Below are 25108 nucleotides of genomic sequence, written 5' to 3'. Positions count from 1 at the left end.
TAGTCGGGTTTAGTCTTTGGTCATGACAGGCATGGTGCCTGCAAGCGGTGGTGGGGTGTGGCTTGCCGGCTCTGGCGTCCAGCGTGCTGGCCACAGACGTAGAGCTAGGCGGGTATAAAACTCGTCCACATAAAACCCGGCGTAGCTCCAGCGCCGCCAGGCCAGAAAGCCTTGCGGGTACAGGTGCAGCGTGGCCAGGCCCAGGTACAGCAGCGCCATGCCAGCCAGTGCCACCCAGCCAGCGGCATGAAACGGTGCATCCGCAATGCGAAGCGGCAGCATGTGCACCAGGGCCGCCATGGTGGTTAGCACCGCGACCATCAAGGCGCCAAACATCACCCGCCGCCACACGACTGTTACCACGCCGTCTTGGGCTGCCGGGGCCCACAGCAACGGGCTCCAGGCCAAGGCCAGAATGCCGCTCCACCACCATGGCCAGCCTGCCGGGGCAAGCATCTGCACCAGCGTTACGATGGCCAGGCTAACCACCGGCGCCAGCAGCAGGCTCCAGACGGCAACCGGCTGCTGCCCGCGCATCATCTGTAGCCGTGTGTTGCGCACCACAGAAGACGCAGAGAGAAACGCATGCGCCTTGTACAGCGAATGGCCAATCAAATGCAGCGCGGCCAGTTCATACATGCCTAGGCCGCACTCCAGCACCATAAACCCCATCTGCGCCACCGTAGACCACGCCAGACGCACCTTGATGCTGATGCGCGTGAGCATGACAAACCCGGCCAGCAGCGCGGTACCCAGACCAAATGCCACCAGCAGCCAGCGTGCCGCAGACACCACCGCCAGAAGCGGCGAGAAGCGAATCAGCAAATACCCACCCAGATTGACCACCCCGGCGTGCAGCATTGCAGAGACAGGTGTAGGTGCTTCCATCACCTGAATCAGCCAGCCATGAAAAGGGAAAAGTGCTGTACGCAAGATGACGGCCAGCATCAGGCAGATGGCACTCCCCTGCAGCGCAACCGGGGCACCGTGCTGCGCAAGGTATGCCCACAGCCCGGCAAAAGAACCGCTCCCCACCGTAGACCAGGCAAGTACCGCCGCCAGCAGCATCAGCATGTCTGCCAGCCGGTCTGCAATGCGCTTTTTGTGCGCAGCCAGCAGCGCAAACGGGCGGTCCTGATAAAAACACAGCAAGTGGCGCAAAAATAGGCCGACAGCCGCCCACGCCGTAATCAGCACCAGCCAGTGGCCGGCGAGCAGCAGCGGGTGCACAGACCCCAGTACGCCAGCAAACGCGATGGCGTAGCGGTGCTGGCCGGGCTCCCCCTGCAGGTAGCGCGCAGAGAACACGCCAATCACGGTGCCCAGCAGCTGCACCAGCACGGCCAGCCATGCAGACAACGGGTTGGGCGCAAACCAGGCACCCCACCCTGCCACCTCACTGGCTGGCATCAGCCCTTTGGCGGACCACAGCAAGCACGGCTGCACCAGCGCACACATCAGCCCAAGCCCTGCCAGCACGCGAAACGGTGCCCAGACGGCCGTATCCACGCCCGGCCGGCACATGCGTAAAACGATATAAGAGAACATCAGGACGGCAGGCGCCAATGCAACCGCATGTGCGGCGTAGTAGACAGGATTCATGGCAAATATTCCGTAAAAACACTGGAACGAATCATATTTGCCGCAAAATGTTCTGTAAAATATATAATTAGTAAAATATTCATCACAAAAACAGAACAATGAACCTGGAACAACTCAATTTTCATCACCTGTTCTACTTCTGGCGCGTCGCCAAAACAGGGCATCTGACCCAGGCCGCTGGCGAGCTGCATACCTCGCAATCGGCCCTGTCAGCGCAGATTCGGCAGCTGGAAGACCGGCTGGGCGAAGCCCTTTTCGAGCGTGAAAAACGGCGGCTGGTGATGACCGAGACAGGTCAGCTGGTGTTCACCTACGCAGAGAATATTTTTGGACTAGGGCAAGAAATGCTCGGCCGGCTGCAAGGCCGTAGTGAAGGCATGATCCGGTTACGGGTGGGCAGCGTTGCCACGCTATCGCGAAATTATCAGGAAAACTGGATTCGGCCGCTACTGGGCGACCAGAGTGTGACCCTCTCGTTAGAGTCTGGCCAGTTGGATGGCTTGCTGGAGCGGCTGCAGCAGCACCAGCTGGATATTGTACTGGCCAATGAACCTGCACCTGCCGACCCGGACCGCCCGCTGCATTGCAGCTTTCTTGGCAGCCAGACCATTTCTCTGGTAGGCCCGGCCCACATCTGGCAAGGCCAGACCCTGCGTGTGCCAGACGACCTGAACGGGCTAGACCTGGCCCTGCCGGGGCCACAGCATGCCCTACGCGGGCGCTTTGACGCCCTGTGCATGTCTGCCGGTGTCAAACCAAGAATCCGCGCAGAAGTAGACGACATGGCCATGCTCCGCCTGATTGCCCGAGACAGCGGCTGGCTGACCGTCCTGCCAGAGGTCGTCGTGCAGGATGAATTGCGCCAGGGCATACTGGTCAGCGTTGGACAAACGCCGCAACTGCAAGAGCACTTCTACGCCATTACCACGCCGCATCGGCACCGCATAGAGCTGCTGGAACAACTGCTGGCAGGGCTACCCGGCCAGCCTGCTGCCAACTACCCTGCAACGCCCTAGACCTGCGTACTGGCAAGGGGTTGCAGGTTTTTTTGCTGCAGGCTGCCATGAAACGCCCGAAGCGCGCTGACCACACCAATCACCAGCAAGGTAACGCCTGATACCTCCTGCCAGGTAGGCCAGCGGTGATGCGCCATCAGGCCAAACGACGTGGCAAAAATGGTTTCTGTCACGATCAGTTGCCCGGCCAGGCCAATGGGCAGGCGTTTGGAGGCCATCGTCCATGCCCAAGACCCGCCAATAGACCCAATGGCCGCAAGGGCCACAGACGCATAGAAAATAGGCGCAAACAACGCCCAAGAGAAACCAACTTGCGGCAAATTCAGCAGCTGAAAGTAATAACCAAACGGCACAAACGCCAGGATTTCCACCGCCCCCGCCACCATCATGGCGGCAGTCCACTTCCAGGCATTGATTTGCGGCCGCTTCGCCAGCGCCGCCCGGTTGGCCATGGCAAAATGCGTCCACAGCCCGATGGCCCCAACTGAAAACCCGATCCCGATAACCGCACTGCCAGATAAGCGGGCCGTCTGCATGAAGGCATTGGCGTTTACCAATAGCAAGCCTGTAAACGTTAGCGCAATCGGCAACATCAAGGCACTCCAGGGTATGGCATGTTTGCCCCGGTTGCTCGTCAGGGCCAGCACCACCGGTACCAGCGCAACGAATGCAGGCGGCACAATCGGCCCGGCAAAAAGCACCGCCCCCATGATGGTCAAGAAGTAGCCGACATACCCGACAAAACCCAGCCAGCCCGCCACAAACCAATCCAGCAGGCCCAGTTGCGGCGCCGTTTTACGCAGCGCATATAAAATGACCAGCCCCATCAGGCCAGAAATGAGGAAACGACAGACGGCAAGGTCGTAAATCGAGTATGGCCCAAGCACATATGGGGCCACAAAGTTTAGCGACCAGGAAAATGCCGCAAAAATCGCAGCAATCACACCGAGGAAAGCGGGTCCTCGCATTTGAATCCCCTCAAAGAGAGCGCGCACATTCTGCCAGGCTCGAAGCCTTGATAGTATTTTTGTGCCGCTTGGGTAACTTACCCAGAATGCCAGTCAAATTGCTTTTAAACGACATTGGCCCCCGGTCAGTCTTCCCCTGTCTTCGGGTTTACCTTCAATCAGGTTCGGCCACCTGCCCGCTACCTTGGCATCGTATAACGCCACTTGCAGCCCGTTTGGGCTGCAGTAGCCTGGATGGCTTAGGCGGTTTTGCATTGGTAGCTAGTGCGGCCTAAATATTCGGTCACCCAGTACAGCAGAGCCAGGCCATTGAATGCAGCACCAGTCATCAGGGCGGCAATCCAGCCGTGAGTAGCGAAGATCCACCCACCCAGTGCGGAACCCAGCGCACCGCCAGCAAAGAACAGCGCGAAGTACACGCCGTTCAGGCGGCTGCGTATTTCCGCCCCCAGCGAGAAGATTGCACGCTGGCCGAGTACCAGGTTAGCAGCGACCCCCATGTCCAGAACGATAGAGGCAATCACCAGAATGCCCAAGGCGATGTTGCGCGATTCCGGTGCAATCATCGGCAGCACGAAGCCAATCACCCCTAGCGCCAGTGCAGCAGCGGTTGCCATGAGCGTGTAGCCTTTGTCAGCAAGCTTGCCAGCGATTGGCGAGGCCACAGCGCCCGCCATCCCAACGAGTGCAAAAATTGCAATACCGGTCTGCGACAGATGGAACTGTGGGCTGGACAACATCAGCGGCGTCACGGTCCAGAACAGGCTGAACGAACCAAACATGCCTGCATGGTAGGCTGCGCGACGGCGCAGGACAGGCGTATTCAGGAACAAGTGCCACAGCGAGCCCATCAGTTTAGGATACGATAGGGTAGCGGTTGGCGTACGTGTTGGCAGTTTAGCGCGCAGGACAAATGCAACCATCAGAACCACGAGCGCAGCACCACCAAACACAACGTGCCAGCTTGTGACATCGGCAATCAGGCTAGCCGCCGGACGCGCCAGCATGATACCCAGCAGCAGACCACTCACCACCTTACCGACGGTGACGCCACGACTTGATTCCTTCGACATGTGCGCCGCAAACGGCACTATGACCTGCGCAGCAACCGAGCCTAGTCCGATGCCAAGTGCAGCGGTGAGGAACATCCATGCACTTCGGCTGACAGCTGCCATCACTAACATGATCGAGGTAAAAATCAAACCGGTGAACACCAGCCTGCGGTTTTCCAGCAGGTCGCCCAAAGGGACAATGAACAGCAGTCCAATACAGTAACCGATTTGAGTCAGCGTAACGATAAGACCAGCCGCTTCGGGCGACAGACCTGTAGACACACTGATTGGGCCAACCAGCGTCTGGGCGTAATACAGGCTTGCAACGATCAGGCCGGTTGAGGTTGCCAGCAAGCTGACCATGCCGGGGCTGATGTCTTTTTCTTCTGCTTTGCTCATGATTTGACTCCTTTGAGAGATTTCGATGAGCAAAGTGTAGACAAATGGCGATCAAAGATAATTAGTGCATAATAGACATACAATTTTCACTTAATATGAACAATGGACAGACTAAAAGCCATGCAGACCTTTGTCCGCATTGTCGAAGCCAATAGCTACACCAAAGCGGCCGAGACACTGGACCTACCACGTGCTGCACTCACCGCCACCATCAAAAAGCTGGAAGCCTACCTAGGCACGCAGCTGCTTCAGCGCACTACGCGCCGCCTCTCCCTTACGCAAGATGGCACAGATTACTACCACAAATGCCTGGATATCCTGCAAGCCGTGGAAGATGCTGAAGGTACTTTTCGTGGTCCGAACGCTGGCCTGCCGCGCGGGCGCCTTCGGGTAGAGCTTCCGGGCACCCTGGGCCGCAACATCGTCATCCCACACATCGCCCGGTTCTGCGAAAAATACCCTGAAGTTGAGCTGGTCGTCGGTCTGAGTGAGCGCGTCCGGGATTTGATAGAGGAAGGCTTGGACTGTTCGGTACGAGTAGGCACCCTTCAGGATTCCAACATGATTGCACGTCATCTAGGCAATATGGCCTTTCTGACCTGTGCTACGCCTGCCTATCTGCAGAAATACGGGGTACCCCAAACGCTGGAAGACCTCAGAGCGCATCGCGGCGTATCACACTTCTCTGGCCTTACGGGCAGACCGTACGATTGGGATTATATGGTGGATGGTAGTGTGGTGCGGGTAGAGGTACAAAGCAGCATATCCGTCAACGATGCCGAAGCAAATGTTGCCTGCGCGTTGCAAGGGATGGGTTTATCTCAAGCAGCCAGATACCAGGTACGCGAATACCTGGAAAACGGCACGTTGGTAGAGGTGCTGCCCGGCACATTACCCACTCCAATGCCCATCTCACTACTCTATCCTCAAGGTCGCATGGCATCGCCACGCTTGCGCGTATTCGCCGACTGGCTGACGGAAATACTGCAGAGCGACGCAGACCTACAGGGCTGATGTATTCATGAGGATTTGCAGTGACACTGACAATCATCTCGCCGTGATCGCGTAGCACGTCAAATCCTATGTAAAGCCTTGAATGCAAAAACTTTATACAGGATCAACACCTTGACACCTCTTGGAGCCTCGTATGCCATCAACCGCCAGGCAAGACATCGTTGCGAGAGCATGTCATTAAGAATGGTCATGAAAAACACCCCACAGGCTGGATGGATGTCTAGCTTTTGAGGTGCAGCTCATTTCTCCAGTCTCATTCTACTTAAATTCATTTCCCAACCATCTCCCCCAACCTCCCCGCCACAAACTCAAACACCGCCCTATACCTCGCCATGCGTTTCAGGTCTTCGTGCATCACCAGCCAGACGGGGAATTCAACAGCAAACGCTTCGGGTAACAAGTGAACCAGCGCCTGCTCTCGCCGGGCGAGGTGGTCCTGACAAATACCAATGCCAAACCCGGCACGAATGGCTGCCAGCTGCGCTACGCTGTTGTCGACTCTCAGGCTAAAGCTCTCCCGTTGCAGAAAGGGAAACTGTGCCAAGATCGGCCGCATGTACGGGAGTATGGTGTCAAAGCCAATCAGGCTGTGCTGGGTCAGGTCTGCCACTGTTTGTGGGGTACCCTGCTGTTGCAGGTAACGTTGGTGTGCGTACAGCCCCAGCGTGACGTTGCCGATACGCTTGGCCACCAGCACGTCTTGCGTGGGTTGCGCCATGCGAATGGCGATGTCGGCATCCCGGTTGAGCAAGTCCTGGTTCTGGTCTGACAGCACCAGCTCGATTTTTAGCCCCGGGTGGGCGTACTTCAGGTCCGCCAGAATGGGCGGCAGGATTTCCGTCCCCACCACTTCGGACGCAGTCAGGCGTACCGTGCCGCGTACATCATTGGCCTCTGCGGGGATGGTTCTTTCCAGCGCCGCGGCGGTCATCTTCAGGTTTTCGGCAAACGGCTTTAAGGCCAGTGCAGAGACAGTGGGGGTCAGGCCGGTTTGCGAGCGCGTAAACAACGTCACGCCCAGCGCCCTCTCCAGTGCTTCTACCTGACGACCGACGGTGGGCTGGGTAAGTCCCAACGCCCTGGCTGCCGCCGACAAAGAGCCCTCTTCCAGCACCGCCAGCACAACCCGGTAGTGTTCCCAGTTAACGTGATGTTTATCCATACAAAAATGTATAGCAGATACACAATTTTCGTCAATTGTATTTAACCCGTATCACCCTGAAAATGCATCCATCGATTGATGAACAGGAGGATACAAACATGCACAGTCACAACAAGGTACTTGTCCTTGGCGCAACAGGCGGCATTGGCGGAGAAGTGGCCAGACGGCTGGTGAAACAGGGGTGGACGGTAACGGCGCTGACAAGGCGCCTACCCGCCAGCGACACACAAGACGGGATACGCTGGAAAACCGGGGATGCCATGAACCCGCAAAACGTGCTGGATGCCGCCGCCGGGGCAACGTGGATTGTCCACGCGGTGAACCCGCCCGGCTACCGGGACTGGGAGAAACTGGTACTACCCATGCTGGACAACACCATTGCCGCCGCCCGCCAGACCGGCGCCCGCATTCTGCTGCCGGGCACGGTGTACAACTATGGGCCAGATGCCTTCCCGCTGCTGGACGAGCAATCCCCCCAGCAGCCGCAAACCAAAAAAGGCAAGCTACGGGTACAGATGGAACAACGCCTGCAGGCCGCCACGGCGTTTGGGGTGCAATCGCTAGTGGTCAGAGCGGGGGATTTCTTTGGCCCGCGCGTTGCCAATAGCTGGTTCTCGCAAGCGCTGATCAAGCCGGGGCAAAAGATTAGCGCCCTCACCTACCCGGGCCAAGCGGGCATCGGCCACCAATGGGCGTACTTGCCGGATGTGGCAGAAACCATGGTCAGACTGATGGAGCGGCACGACCAGCTGGCAGACTTTGATACTTTCCACATGCAAGGCCACTGGGACCCGGACGGTACCGCGCTGGCAACGGCCATTGCTCGTGTCACCGGCAACCCGGCACTCAAGGTAAAGTCCTTCCCGTGGTTTCTGATGCCCGTGCTGGCGCTGTTCAAGCCGACCATCAAAGAGATGCTGGAACTGCGCTATTTATGGAAAACCCCGTTGCAAATGCGCAATGCCAAACTGGTGTCGTTACTGGGGCAAGAGCCGCATACCCCGTTGGATGATGCCATCCGTGCGACGCTGTCTGGATTGGGTTGTCTCTGACAGGATGACCATCAGTCGCCTGCGCCAGGTTGCTACTGGCAAATTGGTGTAGCAGCAGCCATTTTCCCTTATGGGCTTCATGCCTTGCCAAGCGAAGAAATCTACCAGCCTGCCCGGCCAGATAATGATGAATATTTGCATCACATGCATCAAATATTCATCATTTCAATAAAGCAGGATTTCTCACTCCTATATAAATCAATAACTTATCGTCTGGCATGCTTTTTGCCATGTATTGCTGTGCCTCCCTGCTTTTTTTGCGAAGCGGTGGATGTCGTCATGGCAGCAAACCGATAGCCGGTGGTCATCATGGCTGTCGATCAAAGAGCGTAAAAATTCAGTTTATTGGAGAGTGTCAAGGTGAGTGAAAACAACATCAACGCGGAAGCGCTGGATTTGAACGGCTGGAGCGAGCGTGCAGCCAATCTAAAACCCGAAACGCGGCTGTACATTGCGGGCAAGTTTGTAGACGCACAAGATGAAGGCCGGTTTACCAATATCAACCCAGCTACCGATGCCCCCATTGCCAACATGTCACTAGGCACAGCCAAAGACATCGACCTGGCGGTGAGTGCCGCCCGCGCCGCATATCGCAGTGGTGTCTGGTCCAAAATGGCTCCGCGAGACAGAATGGACGTACTGTACCGGCTAGCGGATCTGATTGAACAACACAGCGATGAACTTGCGCTGCTGGACTGTCTGGATATGGGTAAGCCCATTACAAGTCTGCTGACGGGTGATGTGCCTTTTGCTGCACTGACTTTCCGGTACTTTGGCGAAACCATCGACAAGATCGAAGGTGCCGTCACCAATACCAGCACGGATGCGCTGCATATGATTGTGCGCGAGCCGCTTGGGGTAGTTGGGTGCATTACCCCATGGAACTACCCGCTCATGATGGCTGCATGGAAAGTGGCACCAGCCCTGGCTGCCGGTAATTCTGTGGTGCTCAAGCCTGCGGAACAATCGCCCATGAGCGCTCTGCTTCTTGCGCGTCTGTTCACCGAAGCCGGTGGGCCGGACGGGGTCTTCAATGTGGTGAATGGCTATGGTGAAGATGCAGGCCGTGCACTGGCTTCGCACATGGATGTCGACAAGATCAGCTTCACCGGCTCTACCGAAGTAGGCAGGCTGATGATGATTTATGCAGGTCAGTCCAACATGAAGCGCGTCACCACCGAACTGGGTGGCAAGAGCCCGCAAATCATCATGGATGATGTTGCAGATATTGACGTGGCTGTTGACTATGCCATTCATGGCATTTATGCCAATCAGGGCGAAGTTTGCTCTGCCAGCTCGCGCATTCTGGTGCATGAAAAAATTTATGATCAGTTTGTCGCTAAATTCATCAAACGGGCACCAGAGCTTTATCAGGTAGGCAACCCGCTAGACCCTCAAACCACCATGGGTCCGCTGGTCACACGCGAGCAGCAACGCCGGGTTCAGGAATACATTGCAGTCGGCCAGCAGGAAGGCGCTCGCCAGGCACTTGCCGAGCCACTATCACCCGCGTTGGGCGCCGGCTATTTTGTTTCTCCGACGCTATTCGTCGATGCAAAGCCCCAAATGCGTATCGCCCGGGAAGAAATCTTTGGGCCGGTCGCCACCATCATGCCTTTCAAAACGGCAGATGAAGCGATCCAGATTGCCAATGATTCGATTTACGGCTTGGGCGCAGGTATCTGGACGTCCAATCTGACCACGGCACACCGCATGGTCAAAGAAATCGAGGCCGGCATGGTGTGGGTGAACTGTTATGACCATGGCGACATGACCCAGCCATGGGGCGGTTATAAACAGTCCGGTCAGGGACGTGACAAGTGTTTTGAGACTGTCCTGGCACACACACAGACCAAATCCGTGTGGATTCACTTGGGCTAATTGATCAGAGGAGACATCAATGCAAGAACAACAGTATAAAAATGACGACGAGCAGCTCAAGGCCCTGGGCTATACGCCCAGCTTTGACCGTTCCATGAGCCTGTGGGAAAGCTTTGCGCTTGGATTTACGTATCTGTCACCCGTTGTAGGTGCTTATACGTTGTTCACGTTTGGCATGACCGCTGGCGGCCCTCCATTCATCTGGTCATACCTGCTTGCTGCCATTGGCCAAATGTTTGTTTGTCTTGTTTTCGGTGAAGTGGTTTCACAGTTTCCAATTGCCGGTGGCCTCTATCCGTGGACACGGCGCCTTGTCGGCCCGCGTTGGGCGTGGATGAGCGGATGGGTGTATATGTGGGCACTGATTACAACCGTTGCAGCAGTACCGGTTGGCGGAGCCCCGTTCTTTGCCTATCTGCTCGGCTTTAAGGTCACGCCGTTTAACACAACCGTCATCGCGCTCGCGCTTCTGTTTGGCTCGACACTCTTCAACCAGTTGGGGACAAAGGCGTTGGCACGAGTAGCCATGTTTGGCTTCATCTGCGAGATTGCAGGCGCGCTGATGGTGAGTGGTTATCTGCTGCTCTACGGTCGTCTGCATTCTCTCCATATCATCGTTGAAACCTTCAGCTTCGGTGCTGGTGGCTCTTACCTGCCAGCCTTCCTGGCCGCCGCACTGGTGGGGATGTTCTGCTGCTACGGTTTTGAGGCTTGCGGCGATATGGCAGAAGAAACGCCGAATCCAAGCAAGGCTATTCCTAAAGCCATGCGCATGACCATTTACATCGGTATTCCAGTGACAATCTATGCTTGTCTGGGCCTCATCCTGGCGGTACCTGACTTGCAAGCCGTCATCTCTGGCAAAGACACAGACCCAATCAACACCATTCTGACACGCAACTTTGGAGAGATTGGCTCACGCGTTGTGTACGGGATCATTCTGATTTCACATGTTTCTTGCATTCTGAGTCTGCAAGCTGCTGTAAGCCGTCTGATCTATGCCTATGCACGTGACAAAATGATTGTCTTCAGTAGCACACTGGCACGCATTTCACCAAAAAACCACGTTCCATCGGCTGCTCTGATCATGGCTGGTGTCGTATCGGCAGTGATTGTGTGCATTGGCTTCTTTGTACAGGATGCGCTGACGATCATTGTCAGTTTCGCAGCCGTCGGGATTTACGTCGCCTTCCAAATGGTGGTCTTGGGTGCACTGTATGCGCGTTTACGTGGCTGGCGCCCTGCAGGCCAGTTCTCACTGGGGCATTGGGGCTGGCTGGTAAACATCCTGGCGCTGGTGTATGGCGTTGCGGCTACCATTAACATCCTTTGGCCTCGTGCGCCAGATGCGCCATGGTATATGAACTACTCTATGCTGCTCACCTTGGTGATTGTCGTCCTGTCGGGCGGGTTGTATCTGTTCCTGGAGAAGCCTCATCGCAACAGCAATGCGCCCGCTGGTGACGCATGGCATATCACCCGCAAGGCCCGGCAAAATGCCAATACTGATGCTGATACGGGCGTCGAGGCTGAGCTGGCCACTTCTGAGGTCTGATATCCAGGCTGTACATCTGTATGGCACTGGGTTGTGTAGACATATCGCGTGAAGATGCTTGCCGGCCTGACCCGCCGGCAAGCATTTTTATGTGGGCTTGGGTGTTATTGATGATTGATATACAGAATGCTCGTCTGTTGACAGCTGTATCAACATAAAGCAATCAACAGACGATGCTTGTTTTTTAGGGGGGAGCATGTTCGGACGCTCAGCATACCAAAAGCAAATGACACAGATATCAGACTTGCTTGATGTCTTGCAAAAGGACCCTTGCGTCAATTTGTCGGATAGTATTGGGGATAAAATACCAGAAGACATAACTGCATCAATTGTTCAGTTACAGAAAATGGTGACCAGCCAGCAAGCTAGAATAGCCCAACTGGAAAATGCCGAAAAAAATTACAACTCACTTTTGCAATCATTTGAAAGCAAAGAGTTACTGCGCGCGGATGCAGAAAAACAACTTTTAGAAGCACAACATAAAGCTGCTCAATTTGAACATGACTTTTTAGGCCTAAAGAAAGAATATGACAAGCTTAGCCACGAAATGGCCGAGTTAAAGCTCGCCGAGGAAGTGTTAACAGAAGGTCTTTGGATTTGCACCCTGGTAGATGGTGACGCAGACCATCCGGAAAGTACGGTAAAATTTTCTCCGCAGTATCGGGCGCTGCTTGGGTTTAGTCATGACGAGTTTCCGGATGACTGGGAAAGCTGGATTAAATGCATCCATCCGGATGATTTTAAATTTGCAGTAGACGCCTTTAAAAACCATCTTGATCTGGACAAAGAATTCTCTGCCGAATACCGGATGCGGACAAAAGATCGTGGATACATCTGGTTTAGGGACAGAGCAGCCACTGTACGTGACAAGGCAGGAAAAGCATTGCGTTCTGCTGGCTCATTACGGGATATTTCCGATGAAAAGGAAGCCGAAGCACTGCAGGTGGTCGAACGCAGCAGAGTAGAAGACAGCATGAAGCAAATCCTCAATATTGCAGCTGTGATCAAGGATATCTCAAAGCAAACCAACTTGCTGGCACTCAACGCCGGGATTGAGTCGGCGCGTGCTGGAGAGGCGGGACGAGGCTTTGCGGTGGTTGCAGAGGAAGTCGGGAAACTGGCACTTCAGACTGCCAATGCAACGGGAGAAATTGTCATGATGGTTGAAGATCGTCGCAAAGCGGTAGATGCTCAAACAATGAAAAAGCCGTAGCCGGGGTTCGTCATAGGGCAAAAGGAGATAAGCATAATGGACCAGCAGGCCAGATTTTGGCGTACGGCGCCGGTATTGTTCGATGTCATTTCATCGGATGACCGGATCGTGTACGCAACCCAGGCAGAAGAAGCTTATCTAGGCTTTAAAACAGGCGAATTGTCAGGCGCAAGCGCGAAGCTTATTTATCCGGACGACGTTCGCCAGATGTTCAAAGGTTTGCTCGCTGGTCAAGACAAAAGCCCGGTTCACATGCTGGGACTGAAAGTGACAGGCAGTAACGGGGTCACTTATGCGCTGGCCGCCAGCATGGCTATTATTGATGACCCGGAACATGGTCGCTGCTTAAGTGTAGTGAAAATGGCGCTTGGCGATGCGCTGGCAGATGTCGAGCGGCTTGAGCGCGAAAATGAGGTGTTGTCCAGTATCATCTCCACCGCCAGAGATGCAAGTTACTGCGTTGAATTTACCGAGCCGGTAGATATGACCGCCCCGGAGCATGAAATCATCCGGCAAATTTTCCAGAATCAATGCATCTGGCGATATTGCAATGAAGCCATGTCACGCCTGTACCGGCTTCCGATTGGCGATGACCTCAATAATCATGACGTGCGAGAAGTCTTTGCCCGTAACCCGGAAAACGAATCATTTGTCCGTGAACTGATTGAAAATGACTTCCATATAGACGGAGCATTGGCACGTGACCATCGCTTTGATGGTGTTGATGTATTTGTTGAAAACGATGTGCGCGCGGATATTCGGGATCATCAGCTTTATCGCTTCTGGGGCACCGTCCGCGACTTAAACAGCAGGAAAAGGCGCGAAATCGAGCTAAAATCCCAGGCAAATTCTGCACTCGATATCTTGGGATCCATACCAGACCCTGTCCTTGTGGTAGACGGGAATGGCCGGATTGATGGTGCCAACTCGGCGGTAGAATGGTGCCTGGACTGGAAGGTTGAACACATACTCGGAATTGGCATCAATAATATCCTGAACACCGACATGCCAATTGATATCGCCATGAAAACCGCAAAACCGGCAAGAATTGCAACACCAGTTCCGGCTACGGCCATACGCCGCGATGGCACGACGTTAAAGTGCCAGGCAACCATTGCATCCACTTCCAGCGAGCTGGACCATGGGCGATGCGTGATTACCCTATGGTTGCCAAGGGGTAATCAATATCACGCCACGTCAAACTTAGAGACTGCCCAATGAATGTGGCCGCAAGTATGCCGATCAACCTGGAGGAAGCATTTGACGCATTACCCGACGGTATTGCCGTACTTGATCAGGGTGGAGATGTTGTTTATCTCAATGCCCAATTTTCCGCCCTGCTGAATGTCGATGGTACAACATTAAAAAATCAGCATTTCTCACGTATTGCCAGAAAAACCGCCATTAACATCGAAGACCTCGTTGCCCGGGTGAGTGCAGGCCGAAAAGCCGAACTGCTTTTAAATTTTGGCGAAAGTCGTTTTATTCTCGCGTCGATCAGGCGGATTGGTCAGGACTCCATTCACAACAATGGCACCATTGTTGTGTTGCGTGACTTATCCGTCATTGACCACGAAAGAAAAAGAGTTGGTGACCCCAACAGCAAGCCCGCCTTTAAATTTCTGTCCCAGCAAAAGGTACGCCCAGACCTAGTACATCAGCGTCGGATCTCCCCTCAGCTAAACCAGCTACTAACCTTAGGCGAGCGCGCCATGATACAAAACGCGCGCGTTCTTTTGCTTGGCGAATCCGGGGCTGGCAAAACCGAGATTGCCCGCTATCTTCACACCTATATCTCCGATGAAGCAGCCCCTTTTGTACATGTTAACTGCGGCGCCATCCCGGATTCTCTCTTTGAATCCGAGATGTTCGGCTACGAACGGGGCTCTTTTACCGGCGCATTGCAAAGCGGCAAAAAAGGGCTGATTGAGGCAGCAGACGGCGGAACCTTATTTCTGGATGAAGTGGGCGAGATTCCTTTGGTCATGCAGGCCAAACTGCTGAAATTCCTTGAATCTGGTACCGTTCAACGGGTTGGTGGGGCCACAGATCATAGTGTCAAAGTCAGAATCATCACGGCAACCAATCGTGACCTCTTTAGCATGGTGTCGGAGGGAGGGTTCAGAAGAGACCTGTTTTACCGTCTTGCAGTTGTACCTTTGCATGTCCCTTCGCTCCGGGAATCCAAAGAGATGATCAATGAGCTGCTTGATTACTTTGTTGCTGTCGTGAATAAAGGCAGAGATGAGCCATTGAGCATTTCAAGTGAATGCCGCATGCGGCTAATGGAATATTCTTTCCCCGGCAATATCCGCGAGCTTCAGAATATTGTGCAGCAACTATCGGTGATGGCCGGGCCTGTTGCTGAGCTCAAACACCTGCCGGATTTCGTCTTGAAAGAAGCATCTGCTACACAAGGTACCGACCCGATGGTCGGAGACTTGAAATCTATCGTTTCTTCATATGAACTGAAAGTCATTCAAGATGCCATTGCCAGATTTGGCTCGAAAAGAAAAGCGGCCAAAGCGCTCGGCGTGGATATCGGTACCATCGTCAGAAAAACGCAGGGTGGTAGCAGTCCATCATAATCAGCTCAACGTTGTTGTCAGCACCCCGACTTTCGCGACCGGCAAAATCTGGCGCTCTCATCATACAAGACCCAATATGGCGTTGCATGGTATCGCGCCCAAACAAATAACTTGGCGATGACAACCTTGCTTCACAAACCTGAATTGAGAACAGCCCAGCACAGGCGAAAGTAAGGCGATGCCCCAAAAGATCGTGATTCAGGATGCATGGTTACGACCAAACTCAACGAAACCGGGACGTTCGCTTAGGCGCTCGTAATATGCATTCACAGCAGGCAGCTCGGCATGCTCTATCGGTGTCGATACCCAGCGGTGCACTGACAGGCCAAGCACAATATCGGCCACTGTAAACTCATCACCCGTCACAAATGCACCCGTTTCGGCTAGACGCGAGTCAAGGATGCCCATCATTTGGTTCCACGCCAAACCGCTGGCGGCTATTGCCTTTGGGTCAGTATGCGCCTCACTCTTGCGTACCAGCCCCATGAAGGCATAGCGCCACGCATTATTAAGCTCCGTAGCTTGCCAGTCCATCCACTTCTCTACATGTGCACGAGGTAATGGCGCCGAAGGCAGCAAGTCAGTGCGGCCATGCTTTCCGGCCAGATAACGGCAAATGGTGTTTGACTCCCACAAGGTCTCGTTTCCGTCGCGGAGCACCGGCACGAGCCCTCGCGGGTTCCAGCGCAAAAATTCAGGCGCGCTGGTAGGCATCCCCGGGTCTCCCCACGGCTGCAACTCATAAGAAACACCAATTTCCGCACAAGTCCATAGCACTTTGCGAACGTTGATGGAGGTAGGCTTTCCAAGAATGGTGAGCATGGCAGACTATGAGTAGTAAACAAGAGAGAGGAATTCAGGAGCGCGTTGTATGCCTGTAAACCTTGTTCAGGCATGCGTGTTAATAATGCCGCCGATAGTCACCGGTTCATCCATGGCTCCGGATGCATTAGCAACGCCGGTTTGTTGCCCCAATTTTGCCGCTTGTACACGCGGTGCGAGCGATTGAGATAGCGCCTGCGGTGCATCGGACTTTACTGCCTGTTGAGCTAATTTTTTCTCGGCCGAGACGCGCTGCAAATCTTTATCCAAACGGTCTTGATCCAGCTTGACCTGCCGTTCATCAACACGCAGATTCAGCTTGTCCGTTGCCACCCTCTGCTGTGCTACAGCAAGGATGGCATTCGCGCTAACAGAAGAGAGTGATATGCTGGCCATGCGCTATAACTCTGGTTAGAAATCATAAAATTTCTCTTGTTTCATTCTATGCCTGCTAATAGCAAAGTCAATAGAGATGCCTCCCAGCCAGTTTGACTGGCGACCTGCCTGAAAATATATGAATAGCGCTACAAACTGATGTTCTTCATCGTGGGGGCAGTTTGAAGTGCAACTCAACAATGTACAGACTGAATTGCGCATCATCGTTTGCCGCCCTGCGATGGCAAAGAAGCCGAGTGCAGCATGATTTTAATCAATTACTTAATCATTTAATTGCCAAGAAATTCCCTCTTATAACGGGCTGGCAATTCAGATTTAGCGAACAACTCAAACAACTCTAGATCCAGATGTCCGCCTTGCGCCATCTTGTGCATGATTTCCAATGATTCCTCAATCGTTTTACCGACCTTGTATGGACGGTCTGTCGCGGTGAGCGCTTCAAAAACATCGGCAATAGCCATCATGCGTGCAGGAATACTGAGAGAACTGGCAGGTACGGCTCTTGGGTAACCCCGTCCATCAGTACGTTCATGATGCCCGCCCGCTATTTCGGGGACATTTGCGAGATGCCGTGGAAATGGCATTGCTTCGAGCATTTTGATCGTCAAAACAATGTGCTCATTGATTTTATAACGCTCTTCATCTGTCAGGGTGCCTCTAGAAATTGACAAATTCTTCACCTCGCCGCGGTCATATAGCAGTTCCGGCACTTGCATTTTAAAACCCCATGGGTTGTCGTCACTAAACGACTGAGAAAGCGGCCGGGCTATCTTGTGTTCAGGTTGATCACTTAACAGGTATTCTTGCGTCGGCAAGATGTCTGAACCTCTGCCTGCTCTGCGTTTTAGTTCTTCGTGAGATAGCCCTAATCGATCATCGAGGGTACGCGTCCAGGTTCTCGCCGCCACTTTTTTGATCCGATCAAGTACCTCTTCAGAGACGACCTCGCTCCCAAGGTTGCACTGCGCAATAAAAGCAAAGTCATCATCCAGCGTCTTTAACTCGACCAGGAGTTGTTCAGTGGCCGATTCGGGCAGTCCTTGAGGGTATGTTGATTTCCAAACGGCCAGTTCCTCCTCTCGTTTACACACCTCAAATCGCATCCGAATTTCATGAATTCGATCATAAAGCGTCTCAAGTTTAGTGGCTTTATCCACAACATATTCCGGCGTTACCACTTTCCCGCAATCATGCAACCACGCGGCAATGTGCACCGCTTCACGCATCTCACTGTCCAGCTTGAAGTTGGCAACACACTGTGCCTCACTAACAGAGGCCAGTTCGACCAGCCATTCGGTCAAAATTGGCACCCGGTGGCAATGACCACCAGTGTGCGGGCTTTTGGCATCGACGGCTTCCGCAATTAATTTGATGAAGGATTCGAACAGCATCTTTTGCTGGGCAATCATCTCCCTGGATTCCAGGGTTAGCGCAGCAAAGCCGGATAGCGCCACAGCAAAATTTTGATGCAACTCGCTGAAAGGAGAGGTTCGCTCAATAATCAAAAGACCAAGCTTTTGCCCTCGTCGTCCCGCAAGCGGTATCATCATCGCAAAATGGTCTTCAACAGAGATGACGGTAGATGGATTATCGCTACGTATATTAGCTGGCAGTTTTAACCACTCTGGCAGCCAATCTCTGTCTACAGCGTCTCCGCGCTGGGCACGCAAGACCCACTCTGTGCCATCATAGATATAGAGCCATGCATTTTCCCCTTGTGCAACATCACTGGTCTCCTCCAGCACCAAGGGCAATAACTTCTCTATATTAGACTCTCGGGATACCTTTTCTAATAAATGCAAGAAGTTCGATGAAGTTTTACGCGCCTGTTCAAGACCATCTTCCAACTGAGCAATTTCTTTAATAGATGTACCTGTAAATTTGAAATGCCTGAAGTCGAAATTAATCAGTGCACTTGCCCGCTCTGCCAACACCTGGAAAACCGAAGCGAACCGGCTTGCATTTCGGTGCGCAATCAATAGCGTAAGAACGGTGAGTACCAACGTTGCAATCAACAGTAAATTGCGTAAATACAGAGCTTTGGCCAGCAACTTGTCACGCAGCACGGCAATATGCAACTTGATGCCAGCAAATTGTTCTAGCGGGACGATTGCCTCGCCTACCCACCATGATTGTCCCTTAGGGTCAACCATCCACTTGAATGTACTGTCTGCACCTGTCTGGTTCGTATCCACAAGTGACTTAAAGAACGCCACCCCGTCTTTATCACCATGATCAGTGGAAATGGTCACACCATTTTCTTCGAGCAAGGAAATACGAGCCGTGTACGCTTTTGCCAATCTCGTTAGCTCAGGCTCGATAGAGTCGAGCATAATGTCCATAGCTATTACCCAACCCTGCCCCATGGATTTGGCAAGGGTAACGCCATACTTTCCAGTTGAATAAAACTGATACACTTTGGTACGCAGTACCCCATCACGCTCTTTGCTTGCCTGATACCAGGGGCGGGTACGAGAATCAAATTTACTCCCAAAAGTTGCACGCTGCCGCCCCAGAACCTTCAACTTTTCATCCAGACTCACCCAGTACTGGTCTTCACCCTCTTCTTTATTGATTCTTTGAATTTGTAACTCCCAGCGCGCTTCGGGAGGTGCATTAAAGCGATTTCTATCTTCTTGATTTCTGAGGGTGCGTAAAAGCAAAAATTGACCTTGAGGCCCACCCACATAAACACTATTCAGCATTTTGTTATCGCGCAGCAATGACGCCTGTGCAGGAAGGCGATACACCCAATCTTGTTCGCTACCCGTTTTAAGGTCAGGTACATTGGACAATAGATTTAACAAGGTCGCCGCTGGCTGGAGCAAATGATTGACGGCATTTCCAGATTCAGCGGTAATCAGCTGTAACGCCCTCTCCGAATCATTCTCGGCCATTTTACTCAGCACAGCGTAGCTTCCTAAGCTGAACAACAGCCCCACTATCAGGACCAAACCACCCATTTGGAACTGCATGTAACTACGAATTCTTATCATGGTTAACCTTTTGGCCTGTAATCACATTCATTATGAATATAGGCTAAAACTGCGCGTTGCAAAAAATTGGGGGCTTGTCGCTGATTTTCGGTCAGGAGGGCGGAGCTAAATGTAGTTAGCAGCGGCAGAAAAATGGGTATTGAAGTAGCTGAAGCTAACAAATGCCCGAAATACCAATGCATTAGCATATGCATTAGCATATGCATTCAGTATTGATCAGTTCGCAAAAAACGCAAGTTAATTTCTATTTAAACCACACGGTTGATGCCGCCACCATCGCTCGCGTGTCCCTCCTCAAGGCCAAGGCTTTTTCATGGTGTTGATGCCCGCGCTGGCACGGTTCAAACCTACCATCAAATAAATGCTGAAGCTGTGCTATTTATGGAAAACCCCGTTGCAAATGCGCAATGCCAAACTGGTGTCGTTACTGGGGCAAGAGCCGCATACCCCGCTGGACGAGGCTATTCGGACAACGCTGACAGGACTAAGGTGTATTTGATCAATATTTCAAAAAGAACGTGTGAAGGCGCGTATTTCATTGTGGTTTTTATTTACCGCCTTTTTACGTCACTCACAAAACCACATACATCCTTGGGAGCCAGACCATGGGGCTTATCCTTGCGGTATCTAAACCCTGATCAACCTTCGCAACCCCCTCTCATTTAGGGTCGAAAATGATACTGTGGCTGATTCAAGCGCAAATACTTATGCGCTCTGATACCACATGCGGTCCGGTATCTACGCCCCGTTGTTCCACGATTTACAGCACAGCCTCTACCCGATTTGGGTATTAATGCAATGGACAACATTATCGTATTGTGTGATGATATGACATACAAATGAAGCGCTAAATCTCCATTCTTGCTTATCGCGATTCATCCGCTGTTCCTGCAGTTTGACGGGAAAGGGTGGTATTTAAGTGAATGCGTATCCCCATGATCAAAGTCTCGGGCCTGGCGGACAAAATACGTCGCTTTTCATTTCGAAAATGCGTCCCAACCGGTCTGAAAGACACAAGGCATTAGCCATACTACTAGTATCATTGGTGGCTTTTCTTTGCACGGCGCCCTTTGCCAAGACCCCCCTCACGCCGGTACCCGCTTTCTTGCCTGCCTATCAGTCTGCCGTGATCATCGGGGATGTCATTACGTTCATCCTTCTTCTGGGCCAGTACGATATTCTGCGTTCGCGCGGGTTAATGGTGATTGCTTGCGGCTATCTTTTTAATGCCGCCATGGCGACCTTTCATGCATTAAGCTTTCCTGGGTTATTTGCACCATCCGGCCTTTTGCATTCAGGGCCGCAAACGACTGCATGGGTGTATTTTTTCTGGCATGGGTCTTTTCCACTGTTTGTGATTGCCTATGTCGCACTTAAAAACAAAGCCGTTACTTCCATTGAGCGCAGCATACCGCTCGCATGGGTAATGTGGCTCTCGCTCATCATTGTATTGGCGCTTGCCTCGTCGTTCATGCTGCTCGCCACCCGTGGCGCCTGGCTGCTCCCGGAAATCATGAATGGCAATCTGGATGCCAGCACCAAAATTCTGGTGGCGCTGGTAGTCTGGGTCATCAGCTTCTCTGCCTTAGGGTTACTCTGGTTTCGCAAACAGCATTCGCTGCTTGATATGTGGCTGATGGTCATCATGCTGATCTGGATATTCGATGTCGCGCTGGCAGCCGTCCTTAACCATGGCCGCTACGATGTAGGCTGGTATATGGGGCGCGTATACGGCCTGATGGCGGCGAGCTTCGTCCTGATCGTATTGCTGCTGGAAAATGGCAAGCTATATGTTCAGCTTGCGTCACTTAGCGCAAGAGAAAGGGCTTATCTCAGCAACCTTCACGACCCGGTCGTGACAATTGATGCTAATAGCAAGATATCTAGCACCAACCCGGCACTTGAGCGGGTACTCGGGTATTCAGTCCAGGAGGTCCTTGGACAGCATGTCTCCATGCTGATACCAGAACCCATGAAAAGTGAACACGATAGCTATGTACAACGCTACCTGCGTACGGGTGATGCACGCATCATCGGCGCATCTCGAGAAGTTGTGGGCCAACACAAGAATGGCACGCTCATTCCCCTTGAACTCTCGATCAGTGAGTTCTTGCACGATGGAGAAAAATACTTCATCGGCACATTGCACGACCTTCGCGACCGAAACCGGCTGATCGGCGAGCTGACGAAAGCGCGTGCAGATGCCGAGCAGGCAAGCCAGGCAAAATCGGCCTTCCTTGCCACCATGAGCCACGAAATACGCACTCCCATGAACGGCGTACTGGGGATGCTGGAAGTACTGGAACACGGCAGGCTGACAGAACACCAGCGCGACCAGGTTCAGACCATGCGTGAATCAGGTGCCACGCTGTTGGCGCTGATTGATGACATTCTTGATTTCTCAAAGATTGAGGCAAGCCGCATCGAGTTTGAACAGCTACCGTTGAGTGTGAGCGATCTGGTGGAAGGGTTATGTACGTCCCTGCTCAGCGTCGCGCAACGGCATGGTGTCGCACTACGCATGTTTGTTGATCCCGTATTGCCTGATCGGGTACAGGGAGATGATACGCGTTTGCGGCAGGTGCTTTTCAATCTGGTCAGTAATGCCATCAAGTTTTCCTCCGGAAACCCGGAGCGGGCGGGTCAGGTTGAAGTTCGCGCAACCCTGGCCAGCTCAGAGCCACTGCGCATTTCTTTCACGATCAAAGATAACGGGATCGGCATGGATAAAGCAGCGCTCGCGCGTCTCTTTACCCCATTTACCCAGGCTGAAACATCCACAACTCGCCGCTTTGGGGGGACAGGTCTCGGGCTGACGATCTGTCAGCGGCTAGTGAAACTGATGGGGGGAGACATCACTGTGGCCAGTACCCCGGGCGAAGGCAGTGAGTTCACTGCAACATTGCCCTTCCCGTTGGCCGCAGAACAAACAAATCACGAGTCGCTCGATCTTTCTGGTCTCTTATGCCTGCTGCTCAATACAACGAACATAGATGCCGAAGCATTGACCTGCTATCTGGAATACGCAGGGGCCGAGGTTCGTTCCTGCCATGCGTTAGAGGAAGTAGTGCGTTTAGCAATGGAAATGGATTCACCTACCGTTCTCCTTCATGCAGAAGCGGATAATCATTCTTTACGTGGACATACCCTGCCCTCACACCTTCGTTGCGTCAGTATAGGCCGGGGACGACGTCGACGCGCCCGACTCATTACCCCGGACAGTGTATCGATTGATGGCGATGCCATGCGTCGGCAGGCATTCCTGCGTGCGATTGCCGTCGCAGCAGGACGAATCTCCCCAGAGGTATTCGAGAACCGTACTTCAGAAACATTGCCGGGCGAATCCATCCCGCCTCCGACCGTGGCGCAGGCGCGGGCAGAAAACCGCCTGATTCTGATCGCCGAGGATGACCAGATAAACCAGAAAGTCATTCTGCAACAGCTCGCATTGCTCGGTTACGCTGCCGAGGTGACAGAGAATGGCGCCAAAGCGCTGGCGCGCTGGCTCGAAGGCGGGTTCGCACTGTTGTTCACCGATCTGCACATGCCGACCATGGATGGCTACCAATTGGCAACAGAGATCCGCCGTCAGGAAATCGGCCGGTACCGGATTCCGATTATTGCACTCACCGCCAATGCACTTCGTGGAGAGGTTGCCCGCGCCAAGGCAAGCGGCATGGATGATTACCTGACCAAACCTGTGGCGCTCGCCAGATTAAGGGAAGTACTTGAGGCTTGGCTACCGAGAAAAGACCATGCACATGCGACGGAATCATCACGCGCGCTCGATGTATCCGTCTTGCAACTACTGGTTGGCAACGACCCTGCCACCCTGCAAGATTTTCTGTCTGATTACGCCAGTTTTGCCGCAGCCACCGCCGTTGAATTGCGCATGGCGGCCAAGGCCTGGAATTATGCTCAGCTTGCGGTGATAGCCCACAAATTCAAGTCATCATCCCGTTCAGTTGGTGCCCTGTCACTCGGCGACATTTGTGAGGAACTGGAAATCGCTGGTAAACATAAGGATGGTTTAGCTGTAGAGCACATTATGGGGCAACTAGAGGTACTGCTTCTTAAAGTTCAGAAGGAGCTGGTCTGGTTGCTGTCCAAGGAGAATGAAGCATGAAGATTTTACTCATTGATGACGATGCATTTGCGCTCAAGCTACTGACACATCAACTGGCCAACCTGGGTTTTCAGGATGTAACTCACGTCTCTGGTGGTTCTGATGGATTAGCACTCATCGGAAAAGGCGACCGTTTCGATATCATCCTGACAGACTTGCAGATGCCAGGCATGGATGGCATCGAATTTGTACGCGCATTGATGCAAGGCGGTTACAACGGTGAGCTGGTCTTCATGAGTGGAGAGGATGAACGCATCCTGAAAACCGCAGAGCAACTGGCAAGAGCCCATGGCTTGCGCGTACTAGGCTGGCTCAAAAAGCCCATCAGCCCCGAACAACTCGCTGCAGTGCTAAGCCATCAAGAAACCATGGACGTATCCAGATCATCTACCAGCAGTAAAAGTTATGGCCCGGACGAACTGAAAAATGCAATAACGGCAAAGGAGTTGATTTGCCATTGTCAGCCCAAGGTGAGCTTGAGTACTGGCGAAGTCACAGGAGTGGAAATTCTCGTGCGTTGGCAACATGCCAGAGACAACCTGGTATTTCCTGACCACTTCATCTCGGTGGCGGAAGAACATGGCCTGATTGATGATCTAACCCGTTTGGTATTACGCAGTGCCCTGAGTCAGATGCGTGCCTGGTCGGATGCCGGTCATGAGATACATGTCGCTGTGAATGTCTCAATGGACAATCTGGATAATCTGAATTTCCCCGAATTCGTTATCTCGACCGCACAGGAAATGGATGTCTCGCTTTCCCGCCTGGTGCTGGAAATCACAGAAAGCCGTTTCATGAAGGACATGCGCGCACCACTGGACATCCTCGCGCGACTGCGGCTAAGGCATGTCGATCTGTCCATTGACGATTTCGGTACCGGACACTCCTCTCTCGCCCAGCTACGTGATCTGCCTTTCAACGAACTGAAAATTGACCGGTCTTTCATTCATAATGCCCACAGCGATGCCCAACTGGCCACCATTTGTGATGCCAGCCTCGATATCGCCCGGAAGCTGGATATGCGTAGCGTGGCGGAAGGCGTAGAAGACATCAACGACTGGCATTTTCTGCGCGCACACGGTTGCGACATCGCTCAGGGCTATTTCATCGCCCGGCCGATGCCCATGTCAGCATTTAACGACTGGCTGCCGAGATGGGAACAGCGCTGTAATGACCTCGGCTTGCTTAAGTCTTGAACACAAACTACAGATGCAGAATACGTCCAGTAAGATCCCTGTCCAAAAACCTTATCAGGATGTCTCTGAC

At 53.1% G+C, this 25108-nt stretch carries 17 protein-coding genes; 10 read left to right on the top strand and 7 right to left on the bottom strand.

The window, feature by feature from the left end:
* Positions 1-9: 9 nt before the first annotated feature.
* Positions 10-1602: an NADH-quinone oxidoreductase subunit L gene (locus F552_RS0106125; protein ID WP_018150849.1), complete on the bottom strand. Its 1593-nt coding sequence runs from the start codon at positions 1600-1602 to the stop codon at positions 10-12.
* Between the two features lie 98 nt (positions 1603-1700).
* Between F552_RS0106125 and F552_RS0106120 the strand changes: the two genes are divergently transcribed.
* A complete protein-coding gene (locus tag F552_RS0106120; protein WP_018150848.1) occupies positions 1701-2618 on the top strand; it encodes a LysR family transcriptional regulator in 918 nt (305 codons plus the stop codon).
* Here the strand turns inward: F552_RS0106120 and F552_RS0106115 are convergent.
* Both F552_RS0106115 and F552_RS0106110 read right to left on the bottom strand, forming a co-directional pair.
* Complete coding sequence (locus F552_RS0106115; RefSeq protein WP_026182438.1) at positions 2615-3586, bottom strand: DMT family transporter; 972 nt, start codon at positions 3584-3586, stop codon at positions 2615-2617. The two genes, F552_RS0106120 and F552_RS0106115, sit on opposite strands and share 4 nt — an antisense overlap.
* A gap of 239 nt (positions 3587-3825) precedes the next feature.
* Complete coding sequence (locus tag F552_RS0106110; protein WP_018150846.1) at positions 3826-5037, bottom strand: MFS transporter; 1212 nt, start codon at positions 5035-5037, stop codon at positions 3826-3828.
* Between the two features lie 102 nt (positions 5038-5139).
* Here F552_RS0106110 and F552_RS0106105 point away from each other — a divergent pair, with 102 nt between their 5' ends.
* Entirely contained in the window at positions 5140-6051 is a 912-nt protein-coding gene (locus F552_RS0106105) for a LysR family transcriptional regulator (protein ID WP_018150845.1), read from the top strand.
* A gap of 268 nt (positions 6052-6319) precedes the next feature.
* Here F552_RS0106105 and F552_RS0106100 read toward each other — a convergent pair whose 3' ends face one another.
* A complete protein-coding gene (locus F552_RS0106100; protein WP_018150844.1) occupies positions 6320-7213 on the bottom strand; it encodes a LysR family transcriptional regulator in 894 nt (297 codons plus the stop codon).
* A gap of 98 nt (positions 7214-7311) precedes the next feature.
* Here F552_RS0106100 and F552_RS0106095 point away from each other — a divergent pair, with 98 nt between their 5' ends.
* The 6 genes from F552_RS0106095 (at position 7312) to F552_RS0106070 (ending at position 15502) form a co-directional block, all read left to right on the top strand.
* On the top strand, positions 7312-8265 hold the full coding sequence (locus tag F552_RS0106095) for an SDR family oxidoreductase (protein ID WP_018150843.1): 954 nt from the start codon (positions 7312-7314) through the stop codon (positions 8263-8265).
* 360 nt (positions 8266-8625) lie between these two features.
* Positions 8626-10146 carry an aldehyde dehydrogenase gene (locus F552_RS0106090; RefSeq protein ID WP_245546662.1) on the top strand — a complete coding sequence of 507 codons (1521 nt, stop codon included), beginning with the start codon at positions 8626-8628 and terminating at the stop codon, positions 10144-10146.
* A 19-nt stretch (positions 10147-10165) separates the two neighbouring features.
* Positions 10166-11701: an APC family permease gene (locus F552_RS0106085; RefSeq protein WP_018150841.1), complete on the top strand. Its 1536-nt coding sequence runs from the start codon at positions 10166-10168 to the stop codon at positions 11699-11701.
* Between the two features lie 196 nt (positions 11702-11897).
* On the top strand, positions 11898-12914 hold the full coding sequence (locus F552_RS20920; RefSeq protein WP_026182436.1) for a methyl-accepting chemotaxis protein: 1017 nt from the start codon (positions 11898-11900) through the stop codon (positions 12912-12914).
* A gap of 36 nt (positions 12915-12950) precedes the next feature.
* Positions 12951-14135, top strand: a complete 1185-nt coding sequence (locus F552_RS19980) for a PAS domain-containing protein (protein WP_018150839.1) — start codon at positions 12951-12953, stop codon at positions 14133-14135.
* Complete coding sequence (locus tag F552_RS0106070; RefSeq protein ID WP_018150838.1) at positions 14132-15502, top strand: sigma-54 interaction domain-containing protein; 1371 nt, start codon at positions 14132-14134, stop codon at positions 15500-15502. Before F552_RS19980 ends, F552_RS0106070 begins: the two co-directional genes overlap by 4 nt.
* Before the next feature lie 198 nt (positions 15503-15700).
* On the opposite strand, the gene F552_RS0106065 is transcribed toward F552_RS0106070, so the two are convergent.
* The 3 genes from F552_RS0106065 to F552_RS0106055 all read right to left on the bottom strand — a co-directional run bounded on the left by F552_RS0106065 (position 15701) and on the right by F552_RS0106055 (position 19695).
* Positions 15701-16324: a glutathione S-transferase family protein gene (locus tag F552_RS0106065; RefSeq protein ID WP_018150837.1), complete on the bottom strand. Its 624-nt coding sequence runs from the start codon at positions 16322-16324 to the stop codon at positions 15701-15703.
* A gap of 66 nt (positions 16325-16390) precedes the next feature.
* Positions 16391-16720, bottom strand: coding sequence for a hypothetical protein (locus F552_RS0106060; protein WP_018150836.1), 330 nt, complete (start codon positions 16718-16720; stop codon positions 16391-16393).
* Positions 16721-16989: 269 nt separating this feature from the next.
* A complete protein-coding gene (locus F552_RS0106055; protein ID WP_169333572.1) occupies positions 16990-19695 on the bottom strand; it encodes an HD domain-containing phosphohydrolase in 2706 nt (901 codons plus the stop codon).
* A gap of 1126 nt (positions 19696-20821) precedes the next feature.
* Here F552_RS0106055 and F552_RS18625 point away from each other — a divergent pair.
* Together F552_RS18625 and F552_RS0106045 are read left to right on the top strand one after the other, a co-directional pair.
* Positions 20822-23842, top strand: a complete 3021-nt coding sequence (locus F552_RS18625) for a hybrid sensor histidine kinase/response regulator (protein ID WP_018150834.1) — start codon at positions 20822-20824, stop codon at positions 23840-23842.
* Positions 23839-25038 carry an EAL domain-containing response regulator gene (locus F552_RS0106045; protein ID WP_018150833.1) on the top strand — a complete coding sequence of 400 codons (1200 nt, stop codon included), beginning with the start codon at positions 23839-23841 and terminating at the stop codon, positions 25036-25038. Before F552_RS18625 ends, F552_RS0106045 begins: the two co-directional genes overlap by 4 nt.
* Positions 25039-25108 lie beyond the last annotated feature (70 nt).

This window comes from Leeia oryzae DSM 17879 (assembly GCF_000376945.1).
GTDB classification, from domain to species: Bacteria; Pseudomonadota; Gammaproteobacteria; order Burkholderiales; family Leeiaceae; genus Leeia; species Leeia oryzae.
This window is presented reverse-complemented; position numbering and strand designations above follow the sequence as displayed.

Coding starts and splice junctions, on each gene's coding strand:
- F552_RS0106105 (WP_018150845.1), top strand. CDS start 5,140: ATGGACAGACTAAAAGCCATGCAGACCTTTGTCCGCATTGTCGAAGCC.
- F552_RS19980 (WP_018150839.1), top strand. CDS start 12,951: ATGGACCAGCAGGCCAGATTTTGGCGTACGGCGCCGGTATTGTTCGAT.
- F552_RS0106100 (WP_018150844.1), bottom strand. CDS start 7,213: ATGGATAAACATCACGTTAACTGGGAACACTACCGGGTTGTGCTGGCG.
- F552_RS20920 (WP_026182436.1), top strand. CDS start 11,898: ATGTTCGGACGCTCAGCATACCAAAAGCAAATGACACAGATATCAGAC.
- F552_RS0106120 (WP_018150848.1), top strand. CDS start 1,701: ATGAACCTGGAACAACTCAATTTTCATCACCTGTTCTACTTCTGGCGC.
- F552_RS0106095 (WP_018150843.1), top strand. CDS start 7,312: ATGCACAGTCACAACAAGGTACTTGTCCTTGGCGCAACAGGCGGCATT.
- F552_RS0106085 (WP_018150841.1), top strand. CDS start 10,166: ATGCAAGAACAACAGTATAAAAATGACGACGAGCAGCTCAAGGCCCTG.
- F552_RS0106065 (WP_018150837.1), bottom strand. CDS start 16,324: ATGCTCACCATTCTTGGAAAGCCTACCTCCATCAACGTTCGCAAAGTG.
- F552_RS0106055 (WP_169333572.1), bottom strand. CDS start 19,695: ATGCAGTTCCAAATGGGTGGTTTGGTCCTGATAGTGGGGCTGTTGTTC.
- F552_RS0106125 (WP_018150849.1), bottom strand. CDS start 1,602: ATGAATCCTGTCTACTACGCCGCACATGCGGTTGCATTGGCGCCTGCC.
- F552_RS0106115 (WP_026182438.1), bottom strand. CDS start 3,586: ATGCGAGGACCCGCTTTCCTCGGTGTGATTGCTGCGATTTTTGCGGCA.
- F552_RS0106110 (WP_018150846.1), bottom strand. CDS start 5,037: ATGAGCAAAGCAGAAGAAAAAGACATCAGCCCCGGCATGGTCAGCTTG.
- F552_RS0106045 (WP_018150833.1), top strand. CDS start 23,839: ATGAAGATTTTACTCATTGATGACGATGCATTTGCGCTCAAGCTACTG.
- F552_RS0106070 (WP_018150838.1), top strand. CDS start 14,132: ATGAATGTGGCCGCAAGTATGCCGATCAACCTGGAGGAAGCATTTGAC.
- F552_RS0106060 (WP_018150836.1), bottom strand. CDS start 16,720: ATGGCCAGCATATCACTCTCTTCTGTTAGCGCGAATGCCATCCTTGCT.